The organism is Viridibacillus sp. KH_047, from assembly GCF_057838945.1.
In genome coordinates, this window is the sequence record NZ_CM174479.1 from 2,407,239 (window position 1) to 2,434,075 (window position 26,837).

General features: G+C 31.4%; 21 protein-coding genes. 1 reads left to right on the forward strand and 20 read right to left on the reverse strand.

Features of this window, described 5'->3' with window-relative positions; genetic code table 11:
• Nucleotides 1-83: 83 nt before the first annotated feature.
• From AC3IS5_RS11955 to AC3IS5_RS12005, 11 genes are all read right to left on the reverse strand, one after another.
• A complete protein-coding gene (locus AC3IS5_RS11955; RefSeq protein ID WP_489424612.1) occupies nt 84-479 on the reverse strand; it encodes a DsrE/DsrF/DrsH-like family protein in 396 nt (131 codons plus the stop codon).
• A 1-nt stretch (nt 480) separates the two neighbouring features.
• The gene (locus AC3IS5_RS11960) at nt 481-1,041 is read right to left on the reverse strand and encodes a sulfurtransferase TusA family protein (protein WP_489424613.1); all 561 of its coding nucleotides are present in this window, start codon (nt 1,039-1,041) and stop codon (nt 481-483) included.
• Between the two features lie 55 nt (nt 1,042-1,096).
• Complete coding sequence (locus AC3IS5_RS11965; protein WP_489424614.1) at nt 1,097-1,393, reverse strand: rhodanese-like domain-containing protein; 297 nt, start codon at nt 1,391-1,393, stop codon at nt 1,097-1,099.
• A gap of 12 nt (nt 1,394-1,405) precedes the next feature.
• Complete coding sequence (locus tag AC3IS5_RS11970) at nt 1,406-1,747, reverse strand: rhodanese-like domain-containing protein (protein WP_489424615.1); 342 nt, start codon at nt 1,745-1,747, stop codon at nt 1,406-1,408.
• A 10-nt stretch (nt 1,748-1,757) separates the two neighbouring features.
• Complete coding sequence (locus AC3IS5_RS11975; RefSeq protein ID WP_489424616.1) at nt 1,758-2,234, reverse strand: DsrE/DsrF/DrsH-like family protein; 477 nt, start codon at nt 2,232-2,234, stop codon at nt 1,758-1,760.
• Between the two features lie 49 nt (nt 2,235-2,283).
• Nucleotides 2,284-2,544, reverse strand: a complete 261-nt coding sequence (locus AC3IS5_RS11980; protein WP_489427878.1) for a metal-sensitive transcriptional regulator — start codon at nt 2,542-2,544, stop codon at nt 2,284-2,286.
• A gap of 266 nt (nt 2,545-2,810) precedes the next feature.
• Complete coding sequence (locus AC3IS5_RS11985; protein ID WP_489424617.1) at nt 2,811-3,350, reverse strand: site-specific integrase; 540 nt, start codon at nt 3,348-3,350, stop codon at nt 2,811-2,813.
• A gap of 451 nt (nt 3,351-3,801) precedes the next feature.
• Nucleotides 3,802-5,481 (reverse strand): MutS-related protein, encoded by a 1,680-nt coding sequence (locus AC3IS5_RS11990; RefSeq protein WP_489424618.1) that lies wholly within the window; start codon nt 5,479-5,481, stop codon nt 3,802-3,804.
• 205 nt (nt 5,482-5,686) lie between these two features.
• Nucleotides 5,687-6,277, reverse strand: a complete 591-nt coding sequence (locus AC3IS5_RS11995) for a M15 family metallopeptidase (protein ID WP_489427879.1) — start codon at nt 6,275-6,277, stop codon at nt 5,687-5,689.
• A 153-nt stretch (nt 6,278-6,430) separates the two neighbouring features.
• Entirely contained in the window at nt 6,431-6,976 is a 546-nt protein-coding gene (locus AC3IS5_RS12000) for a hypothetical protein (protein WP_489424619.1), read from the reverse strand.
• Nucleotides 6,977-7,095: 119 nt separating this feature from the next.
• Nucleotides 7,096-7,644 carry a hypothetical protein gene (locus AC3IS5_RS12005; RefSeq protein ID WP_489424620.1) on the reverse strand — a complete coding sequence of 183 codons (549 nt, stop codon included), beginning with the start codon at nt 7,642-7,644 and terminating at the stop codon, nt 7,096-7,098.
• 626 nt (nt 7,645-8,270) lie between these two features.
• Between AC3IS5_RS12005 and AC3IS5_RS12010 the strand changes: the two genes are divergently transcribed.
• The gene (locus AC3IS5_RS12010) at nt 8,271-10,064 is read left to right on the forward strand and encodes a S9 family peptidase (protein WP_489424621.1); all 1,794 of its coding nucleotides are present in this window, start codon (nt 8,271-8,273) and stop codon (nt 10,062-10,064) included.
• Between the two features lie 113 nt (nt 10,065-10,177).
• On the opposite strand, the gene AC3IS5_RS12015 is transcribed toward AC3IS5_RS12010, so the two are convergent.
• The 9 genes from AC3IS5_RS12015 to AC3IS5_RS12055 all read right to left on the reverse strand — a co-directional run bounded on the left by AC3IS5_RS12015 (nt 10,178) and on the right by AC3IS5_RS12055 (nt 26,001).
• Complete coding sequence (locus tag AC3IS5_RS12015; protein WP_489424622.1) at nt 10,178-11,068, reverse strand: patatin-like phospholipase family protein; 891 nt, start codon at nt 11,066-11,068, stop codon at nt 10,178-10,180.
• 276 nt (nt 11,069-11,344) lie between these two features.
• A complete protein-coding gene (locus tag AC3IS5_RS12020; RefSeq protein WP_489424623.1) occupies nt 11,345-11,932 on the reverse strand; it encodes a Maf family protein in 588 nt (195 codons plus the stop codon).
• A 354-nt stretch (nt 11,933-12,286) separates the two neighbouring features.
• Nucleotides 12,287-14,635 carry a PDDEXK family nuclease gene (locus AC3IS5_RS12025; protein WP_489424624.1) on the reverse strand — a complete coding sequence of 783 codons (2,349 nt, stop codon included), beginning with the start codon at nt 14,633-14,635 and terminating at the stop codon, nt 12,287-12,289.
• Nucleotides 14,626-15,639 (reverse strand): FRG domain-containing protein, encoded by a 1,014-nt coding sequence (locus AC3IS5_RS12030; RefSeq protein ID WP_489424625.1) that lies wholly within the window; start codon nt 15,637-15,639, stop codon nt 14,626-14,628. The genes AC3IS5_RS12025 and AC3IS5_RS12030 overlap by 10 nt, the downstream gene beginning before the upstream one ends.
• A gap of 360 nt (nt 15,640-15,999) precedes the next feature.
• Complete coding sequence (dcm, locus tag AC3IS5_RS12035; protein ID WP_489424626.1) at nt 16,000-17,250, reverse strand: DNA (cytosine-5-)-methyltransferase; 1,251 nt, start codon at nt 17,248-17,250, stop codon at nt 16,000-16,002.
• Between the two features lie 902 nt (nt 17,251-18,152).
• A complete protein-coding gene (locus AC3IS5_RS12040; protein ID WP_489424627.1) occupies nt 18,153-20,696 on the reverse strand; it encodes an SNF2-related protein in 2,544 nt (847 codons plus the stop codon).
• Nucleotides 20,689-21,912, reverse strand: coding sequence for a ParB/RepB/Spo0J family partition protein (locus tag AC3IS5_RS12045; protein WP_489424628.1), 1,224 nt, complete (start codon nt 21,910-21,912; stop codon nt 20,689-20,691). The genes AC3IS5_RS12040 and AC3IS5_RS12045 overlap by 8 nt, the downstream gene beginning before the upstream one ends.
• Nucleotides 21,909-24,326 carry a hypothetical protein gene (locus AC3IS5_RS12050; RefSeq protein ID WP_489424629.1) on the reverse strand — a complete coding sequence of 806 codons (2,418 nt, stop codon included), beginning with the start codon at nt 24,324-24,326 and terminating at the stop codon, nt 21,909-21,911. The genes AC3IS5_RS12045 and AC3IS5_RS12050 overlap by 4 nt, the downstream gene beginning before the upstream one ends.
• 157 nt (nt 24,327-24,483) lie before the next feature.
• Entirely contained in the window at nt 24,484-26,001 is a 1,518-nt protein-coding gene (locus AC3IS5_RS12055; RefSeq protein ID WP_489424630.1) for a MutH/Sau3AI family endonuclease, read from the reverse strand.
• Between the last annotated feature and the right edge of the window lie 836 nt (nt 26,002-26,837).

Below are 26,837 nucleotides of genomic sequence, written 5' to 3' on the forward strand. Positions count from 1 at the left end.
TTTGATTTTTTTGGCTCTGGTAGCGAAGTGCTACCGGAACCAAGGATAAGAATGTTAGATATATGAATAGCTATCGCTACTCATTAAAATGTTAATGTTGGTGCTGCATCTTTTGCATATTCTAAGAAAGTAACTGCACCACCAACTTCAATTCCTTCAACAAAATCTTTTTTCGTTAAGCCCATAACATCCATTGTCATTTGACAAGCGATGAATTTTACGCCTAACTCCTGCGCCATTTCCACTAATTGCGGGATTGCTGGTACTTGTGCCTTAGCAAAGCCTTCTGCAAAATGCTCTTTACCTGCTGGCATTTCTAATGCGTGCATGCTTTGTTTATGGATTAAATTTAAGCCTTCAAATGTGAAGAAGATCGCTACCTCTTTTTCAGAAGCTGCAGCTGCTGTTGCGATATTGAATACTTTATAGGCATCAAATAGACCGCCGTTTGCTGCGATAATTGCTACTTTGTTTGACATATTACTCTACCTCTTTCTGTAATTCGTCAGCGTAACCTGTCATACCAGGTAAGACATTATAAATTTTTCTAAAGCCTGCTTCAGCTAATTGCTGAGCCGCCAAATCCGAGCGTGTTCCCGTTCGACAAATCACATAAACTGTTTCGTCTTTGTTTAATTCACCTAAGCGATCTGCTAATTCACCCATTGGGATCGATTTTGCACCTGGAATGTGACCGAATGCATATTCCGCTGCTTCGCGCACATCTAGAATTAATCCTTCGCCTTTTAAAGCCTCTTCATTTGAAATTGTTTGTTCAAATAATTTTTCTTGTTGCTCACTAGTTTCCGGATTACATTTACGAATATAGTGATAGAACACACCATTCTCTTCATTTGAACCAATATATTGATGACCAACTGTTTTTGACCAAGCCGCTAAATCTGCAACTGAGCCTTTATCTGTCGCTTGAATTTCTAATACTTGCCCCTCAACTACATCGTTCATTGCTTTTTTTGTTTTCACAATCGGCATTGGACAAGCTAAGCCCTTTGCATCTAATTGCACATCTGATTTAATCATGCAAATCCTCCACCTATACCGGTTAGGGTATTATTTATTTTAAAAAAATATAAATTTATTCAACTTCGCCATTCCATTCAAGCATACCGCCAGCCATATTCGTCACATCAAAGCCTTGTGCCTCTAAAAACGCTGTCGCTTGGCCACTACGACCACCTGAACGGCAAACCATAATGTACGGTTCATTTTTATCTAATTCATGCATACGGAATTCTAATAAACCTAGAGGAATATGGATGATATCAGGAATATGACCAGCCTCTACTTCAGCAACTTCACGCACATCAATTAAATTTAATGCTTCCCCAGCTTGTAATTTTTGTTTTACTTGCTCTGGTAAAATTGTTTTCATTTTTATTACCTCCTAATAAGTGCTCATGCCACCACGGACATTTGTCACCTTTTCATAGCCTAATTTTTTTAATTGTTTACACGCCTGACTTGAACGCATACCGCTTTGACAAATCACAACGATTTCCTTGTCTTTTGGTAACTTTGAATAATCCGAGCCAAGTGGCATATTTTTAAATTGGCGAACATTACGTGCTTTGTATTCGCCCTGCGTTCTTACGTCGATAAACACCTTATCTTTATCGTTAATGATTTGTTTTAATTGCACTGTTGAAATACTTTGGACACCTTTTGTCGACTTGAAGCGCCATACTAAAAACACCGCTAACAACGCTATGATAATTATTGTTTCCATATGTCACCTCTTAAATGAATAAGTTTACATTACCATCTTCTGCATCTGCTAAATACGCTGCTACCCCTGCATACTGAATGCCATCTAGTAACTCTTCCTTTTGAAGTCCTAGTAAATCCATTGTCATCGTACATGTAACTAATTTAATTTCTTGCTCCTGCGCCATTTCAACAAGCTGTGTTAGCGTTAATGCGTTGTGTTTATTCATGACATGCTTGATCATTTTCGGTCCCATACCCAGCATTTGCATGTTTGATAGCCCTAACTTTTCAGCACCACGTGGCATCATTTTCGCAAACATTCTTTCTAAAAAGCCTTTTTGCACAGCTACTGGCTCTTGCTTACGTAAAGCGTTAATACCCCAGAATGTATGGAAGATTGTCACCTCGTGATCATAGGCTGCTGCACCATTCGCAATAATGTACGCTGCCATTGCCTTATCATAATCCCCACTAAATAAAACGATTGTTGTTCTTTTCTTTTCCATAATATCCCCTTACCCCTATAGGTATTTTTTGTTTCAAAAATAAAAAGTCTTATCGACTTTTTACTAAAAGGTCTACCGCTTGCTTGACCATTGCATTCTTATCAGGTGTTTCTACATCTTCTTTAGATAAACAATCAACTAAATTATCTGTGACAATAACACCAATTGTACGATCAACAGCAGAACGGACAGCACTTAGTTGTGTAATTACATCTTTACAATCCTTCTCTTCATCCATCATACGTAAGATGCCTCTTAGCTGACCTTCAATTTTTTTCATTCTTACTGTAACCTTCGCATCGTATTTCATCATCTCACCTCTTTTAATTGATTCATTTATCAATACAATCAACATACTACTACCCCTACGGGTATATGTCAACATAAAAGATTAAATAAAATTTAATACTTTTACATACATTTGATTTCAATCATCAACTATACTGTAGAGGGATAATAAAGCAAGGGCCTCATCTATCCGTGTTCCTGTTTCATATAGGACTCTAAAAAGTAAAATATCTCTTAAGTTTGAACAGGCCTCAATAATATGTTGAACCTGTTCTTGTTTTAAAATTTTCACTGGACTTTTATGAGTTGGTAAGTTATAAATGTTAATTTTCTTATTTTTGTTATTTGATATATGATGAAAAATGGCTTATATGTACTAAATCTATTTGATACTGTTTTCATTGATTTTGATTTTAATTCATCCTCAAACTCCTCATACAGATATAAATACTCATAGAAATTCAGTATACAATTCACTATTTGATTGATAGACGAATTACTAATTTTTTTCTTCTTCGAACTATTTGGATTAATTTCAGTAACTTTTAATTGGCGATACGGTTTTCTTAACCATCCTATAAAGTCCTTTATAACGCTTAATTTAACATCTAGATAACTAATATTACTTTTTTCTAAGAATGAGAAAAATTGTTTTAATTGGTGGCAATAATTCCTGAGTGTATTGTATTCCCTACCAATGTCATCTAAGTATTTTAAATACTTAACTACAGGAACAACTGGTTCCCCAAATTCATTAATAAGCATAAATCTTTCAATTTCTTTTCCACTATCAAATGCATCAGGTATTTTTACAGTTACAACTCTCATCTTATTCACCTATCCAGTCATAGAAATTTACACTGCTATCCTCTGGAGACATAAAAGTAACCTATACACGTTTTTATTGGGAATTCAAGTAGGCATATATCCTTCGTCAATTACTCCCCTAAACCAACCTAAATTAAAAAAAGAAGGCAAGTAAGGTGCCTATACAAACAAAATAACGTTCCAACTTTTATATTTGTATGAATATTCTAACTTAATTTCAAGTTATTCAACAACTATAAACACTATGAATATTCTGTAAATATATAATGTGTTTATAGATAAAAAAAGGTAGTTATAATATCCACAGAATACTATAACTACTCCTATAAAGCATACTCCATATAAAAGCTATTCGCGTCGATACAATTGATGGGTTTATCCGGCAGATTATCGTACATGCTACATAATGGTTAATCTTAAATTTAGCTAGCTCTAAATGGGATGCGTTTCTTCAATCTACAATCTTTAAATTTTTCATTACCTTCCATTCATGCCTCTCTAAGAAATGCTCGGCTAACCCATTTGCCTTGTTTGTGATACTTTGTGGATAATCTAATATTTCAAGAAGCTTAATTGCATTTTTCGTTTTTGACGGTCCAGAATGAATTTTATAATCAAAATGAACTTGACCATTTTCAATTGACTCACTGAAGTGATAATTCGTATACGTACTTTTTGTGATTTCGGTTAATTCAATATCATGAGAAGCAATGATATTCATCCCTTTATTCACAGAAAGCCATTCCATCATTGCAGCTGATGCTGCTATCCGTTCTATCGTATTAGTTCCCTTTAGTATTTCATCAATAAATGAGATACATGGTTTACTTTGATCATACAGTTGGATAATACGTTTAAGTGATTTAATTTCAGCTATAAAGTAACTATCCCCATCTAGAACACTATCTTGAATCGCCATTGAAGTTACAATATAGCTAGGTTTCATTGTCCAGTTTTCTGCTAACACTGTATTAATTGTTTGTGCCAAGATTGTATTAATAGCAATTGCTTTAATATACGTAGATTTCCCTGATGCATTAGACCCTGTAATAAGTGTGCTCTTACCTAGATTTGATGTGTTTTTTACTGGTTCATTGATAAGTGGATGAAACATATTTTCGAATGAAAGTTCCTCTTTCTCCACAAATGTAGGGATACAATATGTATCTAATGATTTTCTGTAAAACGCAACTGCTATCCCTGCATCCAGTTGCCCAATAAGTTGCCATAAATCACGGTATTCTTCTTTATGTTTTGAAATCGTTTTAATAATGTTGTTGTAACTAATAAAATCCAACAAAAATAGTATTCGAATGTATTCAAAAATGATATCAAATTCTCCATTGCCTTTTCCTATTGAAGCAATATTGCTTAAAACTAAAACTTTTTTGATTGGCTGCATTTTGACTTTGAACTCGTTCGCAAATGTTGTAAATTCCGGATGTTTGACGGATGCAAAGCGTTTACCCGTATTGATGATAGCTGCTATGTACGATGTGGAGTATAAATTATTCTCTAACGCTGGTTTATTTTTATAGTATACGAATAAGTTAAGTAGAAAAGATCCTACTAAACTAAAAATTCCATACTTTAAGTTAAAAAACATCAAAATGATTGAAGCAAATGGCATTAAAGCAAGCAATACATATATAGCTACATATTTTATGTTACTTTGATTCTCATAAAAAAAAGAAGATGAGTTTGTAAAATCTTGTTTTCCAAGACCTGATAATAAGCGTAAAATGTCTTCTCTTAATGCCTGATTACTTTCCAGTAATTCGTAAAGATTTTCTTTATCTTGTATATCTTTTAAAGATGGATCAATATCTCGAAGTTGATTAAATAAATATTCTGATCCGACCGAAGTCTGTGTGTAATTTATCTTTTTGAAAACAGTATTCATTGCAAGATCATCCCACGTCAAGTGATCTATACCGTCATATCTTGACTCACTATTTTTTTTATTTTCCCAGTACATTAACACTGATTCATCATCTTCACTTTTTGCATTAAACTTTCCTGTTGCCCATTCTTTTCTAAACTTTTTTAGTCTTTTCTTATTTATCATTAATATGTTATAGATAAAGATAGCAATCGCAACTATTACAAGAATTATTATTAAATTCATCATTTCTTTTCCCTTCTATTTCTTTTACCTTTTTTCATTTATAATTTTGTTTGCTCTACATTTATCGCTATAATTATCCATGTTAGAAACGAACCAAAATCACTTTTCACCTCAATATGTAATAATTGTAAAATACATCTTATATTAAGTAAACAAAAAGGCATAACAATTAAGTCATGCCTTTCACTACAAAGATCTTTTTAGTTAGTCATTTTGTATTATTATCTTCAGCTAAGCGATACCCTTCTTGAAGCATAGGGATACTCAATCCGAAGGTCATTTGTAGATGCGGATAATCTTTGAATTGTCTCCAATCTCCCCCCCATTCAAACCCAAGCTCCTTTGCTATTTCAGCTACTTCGAACCAATCGGATTGTCCATTGTGATTACCATCATATTCAATATCCCATTCAATTCCGCCATTCGCATTCTTAATGGCATAGTCAAAGGCTAATCCATAATTATGAAAAGATTCCCCTCCCTTTGAATATGTGACGATGTTCCCTTTAGTAGATCTACCTTGGTTGTACAACTCATCCTGCTTCTCAAATGGTCTAAGTCCTTCTGTTATCATGACGTTAATATCTATTTCAGCTGCTTTTTCTAATAAGATATTTTTATTCTCTTCCACAATAGGGTGTAGCTTCGTCGGGATTGGTGCCTCATCCCCAAGAAGGACATATTTGTCATCTTCTATTTGGCTAAATTGGCTAGCTATATACAAGAAACTAAAGGTAATAGTAAAAATAATAATGATAATGATTCCTGCAATTAAGCTGTAATTAGTGCTGCTTTTCATGTTGAACTGTTCACCTCTAAAAAATGATTCCTCTTTAGTATGAAGCATTCAATTTTCCTCATTCATTATAACGTAAAAAGGCAAAATTAAAGTCTTGAGCTCGGTACAATACTGAACTCAAACCCTTACAGCTCCATGATGATACGTTTTCGTTTAATCCTCATCACTTGTAATCGGAACTTTATTGTATGGATAATCAGAAAAATTCGAAACGAAGTCAAAACCTATTCCGTCATGGCCTACCCAAAGATAATATCTATCTTTAAATGTTGTTGTTGTATAATCCAAAATAAATCTGGCTAAATCAATGTCACTCGTAAAATCCATTTCTATTGCTTTCTCAGTAGAAAATAAAATACTTTCATTGTTAAATGAGTCCAAATAGGCTTTAGGGAAATAATTTGCGAGCTCTTCAATATTATTAATTTCTACTAAATGATAAAAATTTCCAGGAGCAACTTTTGATGATTTTGCTCCTTTCGAAATATTAATTTCCTTCGAACCACTAATTCCATGCAAATAAATCGGATACTTATTTAATTTTTTTAAAAATTCTTTTAAGCTTTGGCTATAACTCGTAGTTAAATCCTCTTCAACTGAATCAATAAAAAAATAAAAATTAATCATCCCTCTCTTCCCAGATTTAAAAATATATGAAAAACCGTCTCCAACTAAAAAATCATTTAATGATATTTCCATTACCTTACCACCTTATTATTTGCAGGTATAAATTCAGCTATATGCTTGTCATTTATTTTAAGCAATCTTCTTGTAACACGTGTAATATATGTCACTTTTTTACTTTACTCTTAAAAGCTTCAAAGTTTTTTTAAATAGTTTTGCAACAAACGAATCTTTTTTACGTCGCTCACAACTTCTATGCTTTCTCCATCTGGACCAATCGTAATAAGCATTAAATTTTTAACGTGGTTAACAATAAAATGCAACTTTTTTTCACCATTACTTCCAGCAGTGTATTCCTTTGTATAAGCAACTTCTTCTATTGAATAGAAATTATGCCTGCCATAACTTGCACAAGCATCCATATAACCCAATAATTCATCAAAAGTGCCTTGATTCATAATTTTTATTTCAATTTGAAAAAGCTCTTTTGTCATTTTTTCAAGAAAATAATCAATATTATCTTGTACCAAAATAGCTTCTATTTCTTCAACCATAAAATCAAAAATTTCTAAATTCATATAGATTGGAAACTTATTAATCTTCTTTAAAAGTTTTTGCGCTTGATGCGAAAAATGCACACCTTCTTCCACATAAATCGTGAGTTGTTGTAATCTTGGAGCGGAATTTAAGTTTTTAAAATTAAACGCTTCTTCATCGATGGATTGTTTCAGACGATAATCCATAATTCACTTCCTTCTTAAGCATAAACATAATTAATACTAGTTTTTAATTTATAGTTTTTAGGAATATCCCATTTAAATACGCGTTGGACATTTGCGAGCTATTTTCAGTCGAAGTTTTATTAAGAACATTATCTAATTCTCTTAATTTTCGAATTAAATTATTTATATTCTTTTCCTCAATTTTAATCTCAATTGTATCTATTAGCGCTGACTAATACTCTATCTTTCATTGCTTCAATATGATTTTCTGAAATACCTTGCTTTATCATTTCGGAGATCCAATTTTCAGTTGATTGTCCCACAATTCTAACTCCCTTTCTTAATAATACAAAAAAACTTGTACCATTGTATTATATATCACATCATCAAATAAAAAGTTGATAATAAAAGCTCGCAAAGACTATACTTCTAGCTTTGCGAGCTTTTAAATGATATTCGTTTAAAAACTAGTAAACCCTTTAAAAAATGTACTTAATTGGGATTTAACTCCATTTCTTCATTTTATCTTGTATAATATAAAGTAAGAATATTTAGATATCTCTTTTGTTTACATAAGAGCATTTTAAAATGGCACCTATTAAGAGATGTTACGCGTATTTATTAACTTTAAGAAAAGAGGAATAGCTATGATTCAGTTTGAAAAGTCGGATATTACAAATTTTTTACAAAATTTAACCGTTAGTGATTTTGCGGTTAGTCCTGATGAAAAGCAGATTGTATTATGTACAAATTTTAATGGTCATTTTAATCTTTGGGGAATGGATGTAGAGAAAAAATTCCCGTATCCACTGACTTTTAATAATCAAATTTCAGATTTTATTACATATTCGAAAACAGGTGAATTCCTTTTAGTTGGATTTGATAAAGATGGCGATGAAAATAGCCAAATTTATGCGATTGCACCTGAGGGAGGAAGCCTAGTACCAATCCGCTATAAAGAGGGAGAGCGTCATCTCTACGCACATTTGACCGAGAATGGTAAAAATCTATATTACTCTACAACTGATGGAAATGCGAAGTATTTAAATAGTCTAGTTTATGACATTGAGAGTGGAAAGGAAAAGATACTTATAGAAGGTAGTGTTGCGCCTACTATTATAGCTACAGTTAGTCCTGAAGAAAAATCATTTGTTTATATTAAATCGTTTGGTAATACGTATTCATTAGCATATGTACAGACCGATGTTGAAAATGTATTGCTCACACCACCAACGGATGAGCAGCATACAGTAACCGATTTTGTATATACTTCTGAAGACGAAATTTATTTTTTAACAAACTATGATGACGATCTTAGCTATTTAGCAAAATTTGATATTCAGTCGAGACAATTTCAAAAGGTGTTTCAATTAGAAAAAGAAGACTTTACAAGTATTTATTATTCGAAAAAAGAGCATGCACTATATATTGTTGGTTCCTATGGTGTAGAGGATCGGCTTTATCGTTATACAATTGCAGATGGAACAAATGAAAAAATCGAAATACCTGTTGATATTATTGAGAAAATGCATATCATGCCAAGCGGACATTTATATATGCTTGGGGAAACTGCTACGAAACCAAATAATATTTTTGTTTCAAAGGAAACGGGAAATTCCTGGTTGGAGTTAACGCACTATAGAGTACCAGGTGTTCGAGACGAGGATTTGGTAGAACCCGAAGTGCTGCGTTATCCATCATTTGATAGTTTAGAAATAGAGGCACTCTTTTTCAAGGCTAAGGAAGAAAATTCGAATGGTTATGTTATTTTATGGCCTCATGGTGGTCCCCAATCAATTGAGCGTAAATCATTTCGACCAATGTTTCAATTCCTTGTTAATCAGGGATACTCTATTTTTGCACCTAACTTTAGAGGCTCATCGAATTATGGTTTAAACTTTATGAAAATGGTTGAGGGTGATTGGGGTCATGGCCCTCGTCTTGATAATATTACGGGGATTGATTGGCTTATTGAAAAAGGCTATGTAGATCGTGATAAAATGCTGATTCTTGGTGGTAGCTATGGCGGCTATATGGCACTTCTCCTACACGGCCGTCATGCAGATTACTTTAAAGCGGTTGTCGATATTTTTGGTCCAAGTAATTTATTTTCATTTATTGAGTCTGTTCCGGAGTTTTGGGGACCATTTATGAAGCAATGGATAGGTGATCCAGAGAAAGATAAGGATAGATTAATAGCTGATTCACCAATTACGTATTTAGACGGTATGACGAAACCTATGCTAGTTATTCAAGGGGCGAACGATCCTCGTGTTGTGCAAAAGGAATCTGATCAAATCGTTACTGCATTGAAGGAAAAAGGAAGAGAAGTGTCATATACTGTGCTAGAGGATGAGGGACATGGATTCACGAAAAAGGCGAACGAAATTTTCGTGTATAAGAAGATACTGGAATTCTTTAATACACATATTAATAAATAAATGTAATAACCTCCTATCAAATTAATTGGTAGGAGGTTATTACATTCATAGGTTTAATACATAAAATGTCTAACTTTTGAATAGCTTTCAAGCCTATCCTAAATATCTTACTGTTAAAATACTTTTTGCCACGTTTTTAAAAATTGCAATGTGCTTTCTCTTCCAATACTGATTAAACTTTCTTTTGTTTTTTGGTCTAGATCAAATTGTGTAGCGCTGTAATTTTCAACGGGAATGAAAATAATATCCTTTTCAAGTCTACGAGAAATATATCGCTCATCATGTGCATCTTTCATAGTTGTAAAGAGTGCTTCAAATAATTGGAGTCCATTGTTAATTTTTTGCGGATCCATCTCTTCTCTAGGATGACTTAGTTTCAATCCAATAACTGGACGTTCCTTCTGGCCACTCTCATCATCAAATATCCATATCGGAAAATTACTAAGTACTCCCCCATCAACTACTATCGATTCTCCATTTGCAATCTTCAATTTGACCGGCTCGAAGAAAAAGGGTATCCCACAGCTCATACGTAAAGCACGAGCAACTGAAAATGACTCACCATCAATCCCGTAGTTTTTTAAATCATCTGGGAGTACAAGCATTTTACCATTGGTTAAATCCGAAGCGATAATCTTTAAAGAACCACTTGGTAAATCACCAAAAGTATATATGCCTTTAAGTGCAAGCTTTTTATAAAACCATTTTTCTAAGGCTTTACCTTGATATAACCCCATTTTAAAATAAAGATTAAGCCATTTCAGAAATGACAACCCAAACAAAGTTCTAGGCGGATCAAGCAACGCAGAAACATCCAATTCATCTAACATCTTTTCTATTTCATCCGAGGTAAATCCAGCTGCGATAAAACTTGCGAAAATAGCACCTGCACTTGTTCCAGCTACTCGATTAAAATGAATGTCCCTTTCCTCAAGTACTTGATATGCTCCTACATATGCAAAACCTTTAATTCCCCCACCAGAAAATACCCCATCGACAATCAACACTTTTCCCCCTTCATCCGTACTAATAACTCCGTAAGAAATGAGAGTGTTATTAAAAACTTATGTAGAAAATGCCGTGAAAATGTTTCTTATCTAAATTAATTTATTTTGATTAGATTTAGAAAAAGGAATTGTTTAGGTCATTCTAAAGTGTTTAAAAAATATAGACTTTAAATAAAGTGAAAATCAAAAAGAGGACTTCAAAATTGAAGTCCTCTTCTTTATGTACAGTTTGTTTCATTAACTTTTCGAAACAAAAACTGAAATAGTTACTTTTTATAATGTGATAAGCTTTCTAGCAATTAGATGCTCACATAACGATGCTAATGGTAAACCAACGACGTTTAAATAATCCCCTTCAATACGATCGACCAAAAAGACACCTTCAGTTTGTATGCCGTAACCACCAGCTTTATCAAAAGGATCTCCAGTTGCGACATATGCCTCTAACAATGCATCAGAAACATTTTTAAAAATGACTGTCGTTTTTTCAACTAATGTTGTTTCTGTCCCATCCTCTTCAATAATTGCTACAGCAGTTAAAACTTCGTGTGCTGTATTACGTAGAGTGCGAAGATGTGCCATTGCTTCTTCATGACTCTTAGGTTTATGTAGTAATTGATTGTCTTTTGCAACGATTGTATCTGCGCCAATGACTACTCGACCTGGTGATATTTTCGCCACCGCGCGCGCTTTTAATAGTGCAACCTCAGTAACATATTGTGATACTTCTGACGCTTGTACACTCGTTTCTTCTACATCAGCAGTTACGATTTCGAATGGTATATTTAAACGGCCGAAAAGCTCCTTACGTCGTGGTGATGCAGATGCTAAAATAAATGATCTTGTTGTTTGAAATTGCATAGTCTTCACTCCTCATTTGTATCATACAAAAGATGACGGTATTTGCAAAATTAAGTCCAATCTTTTATTGATAATTACCTAGTTACTAGAATTCTATTTTCATATCGATTATTTCAGTTTTGTATCACCTGACTGCTACTGAAATAGATTTTGAGATTGAGCTAAAGCCTACATTTTCATTCTGAAAAGCATTTATTTTTTGATGAATTTAGACATACTAACTGCACCCCAATTGTTAGCTTTCACTAACAATTGGGGTGCAGTTTAACTTATTTTTATAACCCAATTTTACATAAGTGGGTAAAATTTATTCTTCATTAAAGTAATGCTTTGATTTAAATAATTTCAATTCATTTAATTACCTTCAGATTTGATAAACATATGTTCTTTCTGTACATTTTCAAAAACTTTTTTCGACCTATAACTTCCATATTCATAAGTCTTTAATAGTTCCTCTAATGTATCTTTATTCACCCAAAAGGTTCTTTTTATTTGTTCACTACCATCTGTAAAAGTAAATATATCTTTTTCACTTCTCGCCTTCGGTCTAACATGAAATTTTAAACCTTCAGATGACTTAACAAATAGGTCAGTATTGCCTTTTTGAAATGCCCTAACTGTTCTATTATATACTTCTTTAGCGTCTATAGATAGTTTCGAAAAACTAAAGTTAGGAAAAAGATCTATTTTTTTCAGATTCCCTGATGAATCGTGAGAAAAAACAAATAAGAAAAATTCTTTATTAATTTCTTTGCTAAAGTTTGATTCTTCAAAACTAATAAATTTACTTTTGTCATATACATTGGGATAGTCATTAATTTCATATAATTGACTAAATGTTTGACTTGGAAAAGGAAAATGTTCAGACAATTTATATTCGTTGTTTAACTTTTCTACCAATTTTATAGTTCTAAAAACTACAGATATTTTTTCTTTTTCTAATTTAGACTTAATAAACATACTCCTATTGGATTTACTTCGATTGCTTTTTTCGTATTCTTCATACTCAAATATTAAATTGTACATAAAATTATCTATATCTAGAGTAAAATCCCCATCTTTCTGAAAATTACTAATAAAGTTTTTATGTTGTCTTAAAAATTTACTAAATAGTTCATTTTTCTTTAATTCATTTGAGTCTATATTAGTCTGTATTTTTAAGAATGTATTAATAAAATTTTTATACAATTCTTGTAAATACCCATCCATATCTTCTATATTTTCAGTATCATCATACATATTATTACAATAAGCTTTAAAATAGTACTTTCCGTTACTTGCTAATCCTTTGTAATCAATTTCATTAATATTTTCAGGTTTACTTCTTTTCCTCCACCATTTGTCAATATATTCAAACGTATCTATTGCTTTTAATAAATCTCCTAAATTCACTTTTTTATTTTGTAAAGAAGTTTTTATCTCTTTTAAATGATACTCTAAATTATTTTTTTGTAAATTTCTCGCTTCTCCTGGATTATCCCTAAAAACTAAATACGATTTAACAAAATCTAATAAATATATTCCCCCATGAAATGTATCTTCACCTAATCTACAAATTCTTATATTATTTTTTGCTAAAATTTTATTTATCTCATCTACAATTTCAGTATTAGTTATTATATCCTCAATATTTACTGGTATTTGAGTATTTAACCCTAAAGTTATAGAACGTTTCATTTCGGAACCTGCTTTAATAAAAATTGTCTTTATTTTTATATTATTCATCATCTTATCAAGTAAAGTTTCAAATGCAATAATAATTTCACTTCCAGATATATCTATTTCATTTTTTTCGCCTTCAGCTTTTATTCTCACTGTCTTACTCAAATCATTACGGATTTCTCTAATGATAGAAAAGCAGTGAGTTAATGTTTGTGCACCATTAATTACACTTACTCTAAATGGATTAAAACTAATTTTATCTTCCACAATACAAAAACTATCTTCCGAGTAAATGGTAATTCCATTGTGATGAAACCAAAAATTCTCTATTGCATTTTGGTATCCTTCAAAGTCCCCAGAACCATTAATAATCTTAAGATATTCTACTATCTCTTGTTTTATTTTCTCATTTCCAGTATTCGAAGTATTCAAATTATATAATCCTAATAAGAAATTTTTTGTAAAATTTGTTCTTAATAATGCAGATTTACTACCTGAGATTCCAATTCTCACATTATCTTTAAAAAGACTAACGCCTGTCCTGTTATAAAGTCTATATAATTCTTTAAGAGATAAGTTGAAAATTAATCCAACCCGCTCTTTATCTTTATTGTTAGCAATTTTATATTCCAAATAATTAATTCCTTCTTCTTCCAATTCCATTGAAATCAGTTCTTCACTATCAATATATACAAGCCTTGCACTAGAAAAAAGATTTTTTATTTCTCTTTTTCCCTTTGCATCTACTTTTTCTAACTCACTATCCAAGAACTGCTGCTCTTGTTCCCAAGATTCAAATATCATCATAGGTCTCACTTCAATATTATTCTCTTGAATATACTTTTCAAATTTCTCATTATAAGAGGTGAAATCATTTTTATTATTTACATCATTTATAAAATTCCCTAAATAGTATTCTTCAATATTTCCATTTTCACTAACTACTTCTAAAATTTCATTATTTCCCTTCAATGAATACGCTTCCCGATCTACCCCCAAAGCTTTTTCCAACAAATTTATACACTCACTATTTATATACATGCTTTACTCCCTTTAACATAAATATTTAAATTATCAAAATCATGTTTAGCACTTTCTTTAGCATTTCGAAGTATATTAGATTTAAATAATTCTTGCCCTATTTCTTCGAGAGAAATGTTAAAGTCATATTCATACTTTCTTAACCTTCTCATAATTTCTTTTTTGTCTTTCTTGTTATGTAAAAGATAATCTACTTCATATTTTAAATTTTCGAAATATATATTCTGTTCGAAATTAATACTATTTTCAGTACTAATATCTTCAATTTTTCTGTCTACTCCTTCTAAAATCACTTCACTGGTCTTGTCTTTTTCAGGAAAAATAGAAGATTCATATATAGAAAAAAATTCTTTTAATTGTTTTCTTATATATTTTTTACTTTTTCCATTTATTTTTATTATTTCGTAAAAGCATTTTGGTATTCTAGTTACATTGCTTGCTGGAAAAAATATAAAACCTCCTCTTTGTAATTTTATCCTTTCATTAAAGTACCCATGAGTTATTACTTTAAAATTCCTCTTCAAAATAAAATTACTTTTGTTTCCTGACAACATATTATCATAATATTTTTCTATGTATTTTGAACTAGGTGAAAAATGTTGCGGTAAACAGAAGATATATAAATATCCATCTTGATTTTCTTTTTCATTTTCTTTAAAACTAGTGGCAAAATAAATTGCTATCAATACATTAAAAGTAATATCCAGTAATCTACTAGTTGCTAAATAATGCTGAGAAGCCATTGCTTTTTGTAAATTAGTCTTTTCTACTTCACCTATTACATTGTAATCCTTTAATAATTCAAATAATTTCATTTCTTGCTTTAAACTCAATTTCTTTCTATATAATGATGGTAGTAATTTAGTATCTTCGTAATCTATGGGTTCACCACGAAAAGCAACCATACTCTTATCTTCATCTACTTTCAAAATATTCCTTATATTTTTTGTTTTTTCTTCTACTTCTTTTAATACCTCAAATAGAGAATCACAATTTCTACTCATTTACTTCCTCCTTATTATATCTCAAAGATAAGATAGAGAATTTGAGAATTTTTATTAGCACAAAATATTTAATAATTCATTGCAAACAAATCACCAACCTATAACTTTTAGACTATTAATATATCTAACTATCTATTATGCTAATATATTTAAATAAGTCAACAACAATTATTTAAAAATCAACCAAAACCAATATCATATATTCTAGAAATGGAGTAAAGCCCATTTCTTATATATCTAAACCCGTATCTCTTCGATATTAGGAGTTTCATTCCTTCCTTATAAATCTAAGTGAAAGTATTATTTAAGCTACGAAAAAAAACTGCACCTACAATCATTAAGATTGAGATGCAGCATATGTCATAACATTAACATTATTTGTTCTGAAGTAATGTGCTCATTTACTTCAATATCTAAAATTGTTAATCCCATCTGTTTAATAAGATCAACTACTAATGCATTCCCCATACAGAAGTAACGCATGCGTTCCGGCATTCCTGCGGTCCAGTTGTCTGGGAATGAGTTTAATCTTTCGCACTCAATAGGAGTTAAGAAACGTTTTCGTCCATCAACCTCAACTATGTGTGTACTTCGGTTAACTGAGGCTTCACTTGTTAACATTGTACGGCCTGGCCCATTTAAATCATCAGTTGGAGACATACCACCTTCAGAGAAAATGTATTTATGACCTTCTGCTGATGTACGCTCAATTTTTTTCGGTCCTCGTAAATACGAGAACTTTTCAACTTGAGCAGGTGATAGATAGTACTTTTCATCTACTGTAACTTCTTCTACTAAAATATCTTTTAGTGGAATGAATTTTTCGTTTTCTACAATTGTTTGTGCTGTATAGACATTTCCATTCACCATCACTCCCGCTGTATGGAAATAAAAAGAAAACTTGTCCGAAATTTCCACAATATCTTCAGGTAAAGTTACTGTACTAATACGTTCTTTATATGGTTCTGGTTTAACAGAGAAAGTATTCGCAAAAAATCCTTCTTTAAACACAATATCATGTGAATTATAATCAAGTAGTTTTTCCGCAAAATCAAGTGTATTTTTATATGCGAAAATAAAGACACGACGGCGTTTTTGTGCACATCCGTATTCAGCTGCATTCACTACTCGCCATTCCACAATATAGTTTAAATCACGGAATGTCGCTAACATAATTGCAAAATCACGCCCACGTTGCTTTGAAGGCGATTTCAATAAACGATCGACATTTTCCAAAAGTACATATTTAGGATGTGAGTTTTCAAGAACTCGTTTAATCTCCCAAAACAATACGCCTTTTTTGCCTTCCAGTCCTTTTTCATTTGATAAAGTTCTAGCTACGGAGTAATCTTGGCAAGGAAAACCGCCTACTAATAAATCTATGTTTAACTTTTGGAATACTTCATCAGGAACTGTCGTAATATCTTCATTACTATGAATTCCACTATTGAAGTTTCGAGTATAACAATCATATGCATCTTGCGTTTTGCGCGAAGGCTCCCATTGGTTTGCCCAAACTGTTTTAAAAACATCTGAGTTCGCTTTTTCCAAACCTAATCGAAATCCACCCACGCCCGCAAATAACTCGACTACATTTAGAGCATTTTTCATATAGCGAACATCCTTTCTATTTCTCTTAATTATAATAAAAATAAGATCTAAGCTCAAGAGATTTTCCTTATTATATCATCAAATAAATTAATACTAAAACTACTATATTAAAAAACATGTTAATTTACTAAAACACCCCTGTAATTTAACTAACTGTTATAGAAGAATTTGTACAATTGTAAACAAAGAAAGATAGGGGAAAATAATGTATACCCATTTCTTAGTTGAAAATTAGTATTACGAACAATAATTCGTTCGGATTGACAGGTTAATGGTGATAATTTGCCTATGACTAGTTCATCGATTGGATTTATATAACATAAAGTGAATCACAGTAACACAAATAAACCTTCTCCTCATCAGTTAAACTATAATCAATCGTTTAACCTATGTAGGAATTTAAACATTACTTATGCTTAACCACTTACTTTTTCTTACAGAGTCATATGTTTGTATTAACCTTGGGCTCTTCTAATTTATCATCGTTTGCTGCTTCATCTTTTCTGATAAGAAATAGTTCTAGTTATTCCGCAATTATCCATAAAAAAGGTATTCTATTCCTTCAAATCATCATTATTTTCAAAATCTGCTTTCAGCGCTGCAAATTTTTCAAGTATTAATTTTTAATTCCTCTCTATTATTCTATACAAAACAAAAAGAATTCGACATTACTGACGAATTCTTTTTTTATATCATTATTAATAAAACCTGAAAAAATAATTAAATATGGAGATTATCGAGAACGAATATCCAGTTAGAATATGTGAAATATATTATACTTTAGTTGTTTTACTACTTATATCCACTCTAGATGAAACACAAAAAGACAAATTATTGGTTGTTTCAATCTAGAGTAAATTTTGCAATTCATGTAGATTTCCTTAAATAAATTATAAAACAAATTACTTGAATAAATTTAAAATTTCTTCGTAATCAACTTCTGGATCCGGTTCTAAGATTCCATTTTCAATTGCATTAATCATGCGTTGTTCTTTTTCTTTTAAACGATTATAAATACGTTCGTCAATTGTATTCTGCCTTTCATTTTCTCCATCTAACATAAAGTAGTAATACTGAGTATAGTCATCTTCTTTTAAGCCTAGACGATGAATACGATCTCGAGACTGCAACATATGTGTAAGGTTAAATGAATACTCTAAATAAATCGCATCATGGCAAGTGCGATGTAATGAAACAGATTCAGCTAATGTATGTGGATTGGTAATTAAAACCTCAATTTCTTTTCGTTTGAATGCCTCAATAATATCCTCACGTTCTTTTTGAGGGGTGCTACCGTAAATCACAGCTGCTTTAACACCATTCGCTGTTAAGTCACTATATACTTTGTCGATAGTATTTACAAACATACACCAAATTAAGCATTGTTTACCTTCGTATTTTAAATTTGAAGCTAGCTCAATAGCAGCTTTGTATTTTGATGTTATACGAACTTTTTTAATTATTTGAATATCACTTTTTGTAAATACAACATCGTCTTTTTCGAAATTATTATACCAATTTGTTTTATCATCTTCGCCATACATTTCAATTCTGTTAATCGCTTTTAATAATAATTCTGGGTTTGTAGCAGCTTGAATTAAACGGATATATAAACTGAATGCATCATTCCCATATTTTTTATACAATAAATCTATAATATCCTGTTCTGAATGTTCTGTAGGTACTTTGATAATAGCATCCGGATTAGCAGGTGGAACTTGGAGCTCTAGTTTAGTAGTTCTCCAGAAAAATGGATACATTTTTGTGTTAATTTTTTCGATTTTTAAAGCATCGGGTCTTTTTAAATCATTAATTTTAAAATTAAAGAACTTTTTATATTCATCTGTATATAGAATATTCAAAAAGTTGAATATATCTTCATAGGTGTTAGGGATTGGTGTTCCCGTTAAAACAAATTTGTATAATGGTTTTTCTGCGATTTTCTTCGCCACTTGTGCACGCTTACTTCTAACACCTTTGATTTTATGTACTTCATCAAAAACAAGCATAGTACGTTCGTCAATGATGTCACAAAGGATATTTTCGTATTTTTGAAGTGACTCGTAGTTAATCAAGATTAGATTTTTGTTAGCACTATTAATCTCCAGTTGAATAATAGGAGCTTCTTCATCGTGAATATCTAGTAGGTTCAGCACTTTATTATTGCCAAAGTTTTCTTTGAATTCTTGTTTCCAAGCCAAAAATGAATTTTTTGGACCAATCATTATAATACGATCTACTTTATTAACATGTGGGGAATTTAGGTAAGCAAATACACCATAAATCATCGATGTTTTTCCGGCACCTGGAACGGAGAAGTTTGCTGCTTTTTTCATTTGCTGCATATAAAATGCGCTCCACATTTGCTTTTCTCGTAGTGGACGAGCCAATTCAGTACTCACAATCTGCTCGAAGTCTTCAAAACGGTCTAAAATTTGGCTATCTTGGCATTTTAATAGAATTGCATATTTAGAACGTTCTTCAATCCAATATGCTTGTTGCTCTAGATAATTTTCTAGTTCTTCACTGATAATGAAATTAAATTTCTTTCTGCTAGCAAATCGTTCAAGAATTTTAATGACTTCTTTCATATCGATATATGTTAAGTCAGACTTAAAGTTTGGATAAGCATCATCTAAATAAGGTATTAATTTTTGTAATGCATAGTCTTTCGCCTTAACGGTATAGGATATTAAAGTATCCTCTAAAATTAGGTGACCATCGTCGATTGATAAAACTAATGAATCTTCAGTTAACATCTCTGCGTTCAAAATAAGTCTCCCTTTATCAAATGACATAATTTTCTTTTTTATTATCTCGTTAACATCTTTCACATACACATGCATCAGTTTTGCTTTGTTTTCCCAAAGTGTTTCGAATTCTTGTCGAGCTCGAACTAATTTCTGGTTATCAAAATCTGAGGATAGCCAAGATGCAGTTACATCAAATGATTCGAAGTTATTCTCAATTGCTGAATAAGTTTCATTATTTGATCCCGTAAAGTAGATGATATTCCCTTCGTTATCTTCACAAAGTCCGAACTTTGAATGAAATAAGCCTGAAGGCTTAAAGCCAATCTTAATATCTACTTTTTCTTTTGCAATTAAATGCGCTAAATTAGAAAAATTAATTTGCTCAGTATCCGTTAAGTGCTCATCTAACTTTGATAATAAATTATTTGAAAGCTTCTCTCGAAGATCATATCCTTGTTTCATTAAGTCAAAATCCTCTTCGCTAATATCCTGTGAAATAATGAGTCTCATTTTCCCGCCATTTTGAACGAGTCCCTTCAAGCCCTTTGCAAATGCTGCTAGGGCTTTAGAGCTAAAATAACCACTTACTCGGTCATATGAAGTTGCAATTTCCAGAACGGGATTGTAAAAATCATTTACAATATCTGAGGTTGTTGTGTAATAAGATGGCTTTAGGGCAATCTCCTTAAACACCAATTTTGCCACCATATAAATTCGTTGTTGCTTCAATTTTTTCGAGTAATGTCTTGAATTCTTGTTTTGAAGTAGCATCTAAACGAGCAATTTGGTCTGTATCAATAGATTCTAGAGCTGTAAATGCTCGTTTTAATGATTCGATAGGTTGGTCTTGAATACCAGAAATAATTGTTTCTGCTATCTTCCCTTCTATTAGGTTTTTTGATTCCACTTTCGTAGTACCTAAATCTGCGTTGATTTCTCGAATAACCTCTTTTGTAACATCTTCTTTTTCTTGGAAATTTTCATACACCTCTTCGACAATTTCTTCATACAAATCTAAGAATTCTTCACGATTATCTGCTTTTAAAATATTTTTGCCGATTTCACGAATGTGTCGTGTTAAATCTCCGCGATGTGGAATTGCTAGTGCAGTAAATAGAGCGTTTCGTACACGTAAATACTCAGCTTCATCTTCAGTGTCTTCTTTATTTAAAATCCCCATTATTTCTTGTAATGGCCCATCTAAATTTAAATCACGTGCTACATAGAATTTACCTTCCGCATTGATAAATTCTAAAAAATCGACCATTAAGTTTGCCTTTTTTACCATCTTTTCAACGTCGGATTTTTTCTTGTTCGTGTTATGAGCATAATCTTCAATACTAAAAAGCTTGTCTTGGACAATTACGCTATAAACTTCAACTAAATTATCAATAGGATCATAATCGACAGGGCGTTCTTCCGCATGCTGTAAATTTAGTTCTAAACGCTTAATGTCTGAATCTGATAAACCTTCCGCTTGATCTAAAATTACGGCTTCAAAATAAAGATTTTTCCCCTTCTCAGCATTAATTAAACGAACACATGTGAAGCGTCTATTACCATCTATTACACGACCATCGTTTAAAACAACACCAGGTAAACGTTGACCAAATAGTTCAATATTCGATTTCGTCGCTTGCAACGCTGCAGAATTTGATTCGATAATATAACTCTGTAAGATGTTGTTGTAAACTTCTTTGTCTGTAATATCTAAAACATTTCCTTCAGACTCATATCGATTGATAGAGCTGATAATACGTCCATTTTTATTGTTATAATGAAGGTATTCTACTGGAATCTCATATACTTTGTAACTTTTAGTTCTTTCGTGAATGGTTAATTTTCGAGTTGCGTCAGTTTCTTTAATGATTTTTTGTTCGAATAAGTCTTTTAAATTGATAGATTTCATTTATATATCTCCTCAAAAAATGTATTTTTATCGCAATAAAACTTTGATAATTCAGGTGAATAAAAGATATTCGTACTTTGTAATAAAGTAACGGCTTTTTGAAGTTCAATTGGCACTTGGTATTTCTCATTAATATGATCAATTAAATCGTAGCCATCAATAATTTCAAATTCATATATTAGCCAATGTAAAAAGTCAACGAGCGATACATCGTCCTCTTGAACGATGAAAAGATAACCAGAAGACAAAGTAATTGTTTTGATTCTTGAATCCGCCCATAAAATACGATCATAAAATATACTTTCAAAACCTAAGTTAAATAGTTGATGTTTAAAGCCCTTTTTCCGAAGTAGAGCCATCGAGAAATACTGTCCGTCACTAGCAAATTCAGTAGCTTTATTTTGGAAGTCAATAATTAAAGCTTTTGGTACATCAGATTTTTCTAGCTTGGCTGATGTGATGTACATGTTACTTTCAACTTTTACTAAATCTAATTTTTTTTCTAAATCATATATAACTTTTCCAAAGACTTGTGTACGGTGTACAGGAAGTCTTTCGTTAAAAAAATAATCATTTTTAAGGACTTCTTGTATAAAGTATCTCTCTGCCGAGCCATAATCGTTACTTAAAATAAACTGGCTTCTAATCGTATAACCTAAGCTCTTTAAAAGCATGTTATTAAGGAATTTATCTTGGAAATTATTAAACTTTTGAATACCTAGTTCTATAATTTCGTCTAATGTATGTATCTTTGCATTTAAAAGTGACTGTAGGTAAGAGATTTCTTCGTTAGATACCTCTTCGTAATTAACACGGATAATTTCGTCGCTAACATATTCAGAAAGAAACATTTGAATATGGCTTTTTAAAGATGTTTTTCTTAGATAGTAGTTTTCATTAACGTAACTCACAAAATCATCAATATGAATAGGCGCCTGCTTATGGAATAAATGAATGAGAAATTCATTCTTTTCAATATCCCCTGAAGAAAACTCTGGCATACGATTATAAGTGATATTAGGAATTGGAATAAACCTTTTATAAAGGTTATGAAGTTCATTTTCATTTCTAATATCTATAGATTTCATAAAATCAATATATTCGTTATAGATTTTACCCATATTGTAAATACCAGGTGATAAGTCTAAAAACGCTATTAATTGACTAACTTCTTCCTCAGTCAGTTGATTAAAATCATAGTAACGATAATAGTGTCCTCGATCGCGTAAAGCATATTGACATCGTTCACCTAGCCCTCGTAAAGCACTTGAGCTTTCAGCTAATTCTAAATTATAATTATTTTTTATAATATATTCATTAAATTTTAGAAAGAGCTCACTGTCATTAGTAGAAGTTTTTCCATAGTGAAAAAGTACATCTTCAAAAACAGCCGTTTTAGTCAGGTTACTCAGCTCATTTTTATGGTTAATAAAGCCGTTATAATAATTTAAAATGATTTGCTTTTGTTGCCTATTAAATTGATAATCAGATAAATGATCTAAAAAGTTTTTTTTCCCTTTTTGGAGTCGTAATGTCAAGAAATTGTAAACTATTTCATCAACATCAAAGAGATCACAAAAAAACCGTTTAGAAAAGCTGTAATTTTCGAAAAATTCTCCGTACAATAATTCTTCTTCAATAGCAGGAATACTTTTTATTGCAGCTTTTTCGCGTAATGAAGTACCTTGTTTACTTATTTTTAGCTTATCAGCTATTTCTTGTAAGGTTTTATTTTCTACAATCCTCGCAATTAAAACATCCATATTTTTAGTGGATAATTGATTATGGAGATAGAAATCTAGTTCCTTATATTTTTTTCTATACCACGAACCCTTAGTAAAAAGTAAGTTTTTTTTCAAAAAAACTTTAACATCATCTTCAGTTATTACAGGGATTGCTTCTAACAACTGATTGGTGGAGAAAAACGTTCCTGGTTCGAGTTCATCTATATAATTCTCGATTTGCATTGCTGCATCAACAGAAGAATTTGTTGGAATCACTACTGGTGACTGTTTTGCTAGTAATTGCTCAAATGCATTATAAGCTGTTATTATCCGTTCGTATGTAGAGACACGACTGATAGAGGTTATGGTTACGAAATCGTTGAAAGAAATGTCCTTTAAATCTTGGTATATAATATTACACGATTGTAAAAGTAAGATATTTTGTTGCGATAATCCAGTGACGGCTAAATGATAGAGACATGGCTGAATGAAATCTTCAGTAGGAATCATGTTGATAGCCGCACTTACTTTTTCAATTGTAGATTTTTTGTTGCCTATTTTCGAATATAAACCAAGGGTTTTCTGGACAAAATCATAAGCAGTTAACTCATCATCTACAAGTTGTTGGATGGTTCTTAAGCTGACATTATTATTACCTGCGACATGATACAAACTATACTTGCAATGCATAAATCTAACACCTCCTTAAAGATGGCTCCTTTTATCTTGATGTAAGACTTAAGCAATTGCAAGCAGTAGATCACAAATGAGTAAATATATGGGTTATTTGGCAAAAAAGACACCTGAACGATATGATATCTCAGATCAAGCGCCTTTCTATAATTTATTATTGAATATAATCTAGATAATCATTTTTGCTGTAAAATAACATATTTAATTTTTGTGAGTAGAATTGCTCTAAATTATTCGAGCAAAGTAATGTATCTAAAACCTCAAAATTCAACTTCACATAGTAATCATCTTCAAGTATTTCAAGTAAATCATTTACAGATAAGTGTGTTCTATTTTCTTTAGCAAACAGTGATTTAAAGAAATGCGCTATATCAACTTTCAAAGCTGTTTTAATGAAAAACAAGTTCCCTCCAATTTTTATTGATTTTAAACGCCCCGGTCTTTTTAAAAGGGATTCATAGAACAGCTGGTCAAACCCATATCCATCTGCCGCATGTTGGAAATTATTTTTATTCAAAGAAGTGTAAGTGAAATATTGATCATTTTCTACAAAAGCTTCAACAGATTCCCTATAGGAGATAATTTCAGATTTTTCAATAGAAGCATATTTAAGTGCAGTTTCAGTTACATACAACCTTTCGTCAATTTTGAAAATGGAATACTCATTTTCCATATTATTTAATTTTCGCTTTACGAAACTGCTTTGCCATACTTCATCATTTTTAATTGTAAAATAACGGTCATTTAGAATCTTTTGATTAAAATACGCATCAATGCTGTCAATATTAGTTCGCAAAATGAATGGTGGCACTATGTTATAGCCGATTTTATTAAGTTCATTACGGTGAACATCGAAATCATCAAAATTCAAAAAAACCTTTTGAGCAATTTGAATGAACTGTGTAATCGTATAAATTTCCTTCGACAATAAAGGCTTTATTATTTGATAGTCATAGTCATTTACCTCGTTTTCCTCTTCTTGAGCAGATTCGACTTGTAAATGTGTCATATCCGATAAAATGGCACTTACAAAATCATTGTTGAACCAATAGCTTTGTTTAGTGATTAATTGTCCATCAGGTAATTCAACCGTGTCTTGAGCATTTTTTGCTTTGGGACGAACATGCATAATGTTTGATTCTTTAGATGATGGAAGATTATTTTCTGTTATTGTTTTATTCGCTTTTTGTACCTTTTTTAGGATAATACCAGTTTCAAGTTTAGTTTTTAGTGAGAGCCAAAACCGTTTAAGGTCTTCATTTAGTATAACTTCTGGCATTCTCCATACTTTAATCCCTTTAAAATATAAATCTTCCCCAATATATTCGAAAACTATAAATAAAAATGTAGTATTCATAAATTTCGTTTTGAGAAAACTATTATCCCAGTTTTCATTTACGACTTCATGGAAATTTATCTGTTCAAATGACATCGATTCTTTAGGGACCCCATTCTCTTTTAAGCGGACTGTTTTTATAGTTATGTTGAAGGTCTTTTTTATATGTAGTAAATCCGTATTAAAATATTTAAACATTTGATTAGTTAATTTTGCAACCGATAATTTTTTACTTAGTAGATTGGGATTAAGACCTATTTCTTTACCAATCTGTAAAGTATTAATATTTTCAAATACCTTAAATTGGCTAATTATATTCTGGATAGGGTATTGCATTTAATACCTCCTTTTAATAGTAAATGTAATTATAGTAAATACCACTAAATTCACTAGTACAAAAAAGAGCAAATTTTCCTGATGAGTAGATTAATACTACAAAACAAGTTATCAATTAGCTGTATAATGGTTAGCATTCTTTGGGTTTTAAATAAGGGAATTTGCATTTTAACTCGTTTTATTAATCCACCAAATTATTAATGCTAGCCTAATGTAGTTGTATGATTAAAAATTTGATTTTCCGCTGTAAATTAAATAGATTTTAAAGCCTTAACCAGTAAAGTTCGTTGCAAAGGATTTGAATTGATCATGTCTGCAGTTTTTATTCATAGTAATCTCCTTTAGAATAAATGTTTCTCGTCAATATATATATTGTAACTTATTTCAACACGTTTGCCTCTAAATAATTCAGTTGAATACAATCCTTAATTAAATTTAATCATAAATCATTCCCTTTTCTCCCCTGCTAATAATTTCCAACAAACTCCACAATGGCTGCTTTGCTGAGATAATAAGTTACTGCGAATGTAACTTAAAATAGGAAATCGAGCTGCTTTGGTCGATTGGGATTCTTTATTGTCGTCTTAGAAATAAAAACTTACTCTCAACTAGGATTATTTTCGGCCAGAATCGTCACCACAATGATTATAAGGAGAATTACAGTGAAAGTATAGGATTCAAATGGCATATGAGTTTCACAAATAGAGCATGTTCTGTTTATATGATATATGTTCGGCAATGAAAATTGTATTTGTTTTTTGAACCACATCTGTAGAGAACTTCTTGTAATACAACAACTTACACTGATGAATTAGCTATGTAAAAGACGTAAAACT

Coding starts and splice junctions, on each gene's coding strand:
- AC3IS5_RS12050 (WP_489424629.1), bottom strand. CDS start 24,326: ATGCATTGCAAGTATAGTTTGTATCATGTCGCAGGTAATAATAATGTC.
- AC3IS5_RS12025 (WP_489424624.1), bottom strand. CDS start 14,635: ATGTATATAAATAGTGAGTGTATAAATTTGTTGGAAAAAGCTTTGGGG.
- AC3IS5_RS11965 (WP_489424614.1), bottom strand. CDS start 1,393: ATGAAAACAATTTTACCAGAGCAAGTAAAACAAAAATTACAAGCTGGG.
- AC3IS5_RS11995 (WP_489427879.1), bottom strand. CDS start 6,277: ATGAAAAGCAGCACTAATTACAGCTTAATTGCAGGAATCATTATCATT.
- AC3IS5_RS11975 (WP_489424616.1), bottom strand. CDS start 2,234: ATGGAAAAGAAAAGAACAACAATCGTTTTATTTAGTGGGGATTATGAT.
- AC3IS5_RS12030 (WP_489424625.1), bottom strand. CDS start 15,639: ATGAGTAGAAATTGTGATTCTCTATTTGAGGTATTAAAAGAAGTAGAA.
- dcm (WP_489424626.1), bottom strand. CDS start 17,250: ATGAAAAATGCTCTAAATGTAGTCGAGTTATTTGCGGGCGTGGGTGGA.
- AC3IS5_RS12020 (WP_489424623.1), bottom strand. CDS start 11,932: ATGCAATTTCAAACAACAAGATCATTTATTTTAGCATCTGCATCACCA.
- AC3IS5_RS12010 (WP_489424621.1), top strand. CDS start 8,271: ATGATTCAGTTTGAAAAGTCGGATATTACAAATTTTTTACAAAATTTA.
- AC3IS5_RS11955 (WP_489424612.1), bottom strand. CDS start 479: ATGTCAAACAAAGTAGCAATTATCGCAGCAAACGGCGGTCTATTTGAT.
- AC3IS5_RS11980 (WP_489427878.1), bottom strand. CDS start 2,544: ATGAAATACGATGCGAAGGTTACAGTAAGAATGAAAAAAATTGAAGGT.
- AC3IS5_RS11960 (WP_489424613.1), bottom strand. CDS start 1,041: ATGATTAAATCAGATGTGCAATTAGATGCAAAGGGCTTAGCTTGTCCA.
- AC3IS5_RS11990 (WP_489424618.1), bottom strand. CDS start 5,481: ATGATGAATTTAATAATAATTCTTGTAATAGTTGCGATTGCTATCTTT.
- AC3IS5_RS12045 (WP_489424628.1), bottom strand. CDS start 21,912: ATGAAATCTATCAATTTAAAAGACTTATTCGAACAAAAAATCATTAAA.
- AC3IS5_RS12000 (WP_489424619.1), bottom strand. CDS start 6,976: ATGGAAATATCATTAAATGATTTTTTAGTTGGAGACGGTTTTTCATAT.
- AC3IS5_RS11970 (WP_489424615.1), bottom strand. CDS start 1,747: ATGGAAACAATAATTATCATAGCGTTGTTAGCGGTGTTTTTAGTATGG.
- AC3IS5_RS12055 (WP_489424630.1), bottom strand. CDS start 26,001: ATGCAATACCCTATCCAGAATATAATTAGCCAATTTAAGGTATTTGAA.
- AC3IS5_RS11985 (WP_489424617.1), bottom strand. CDS start 3,350: ATGAGAGTTGTAACTGTAAAAATACCTGATGCATTTGATAGTGGAAAA.
- AC3IS5_RS12005 (WP_489424620.1), bottom strand. CDS start 7,644: ATGGATTATCGTCTGAAACAATCCATCGATGAAGAAGCGTTTAATTTT.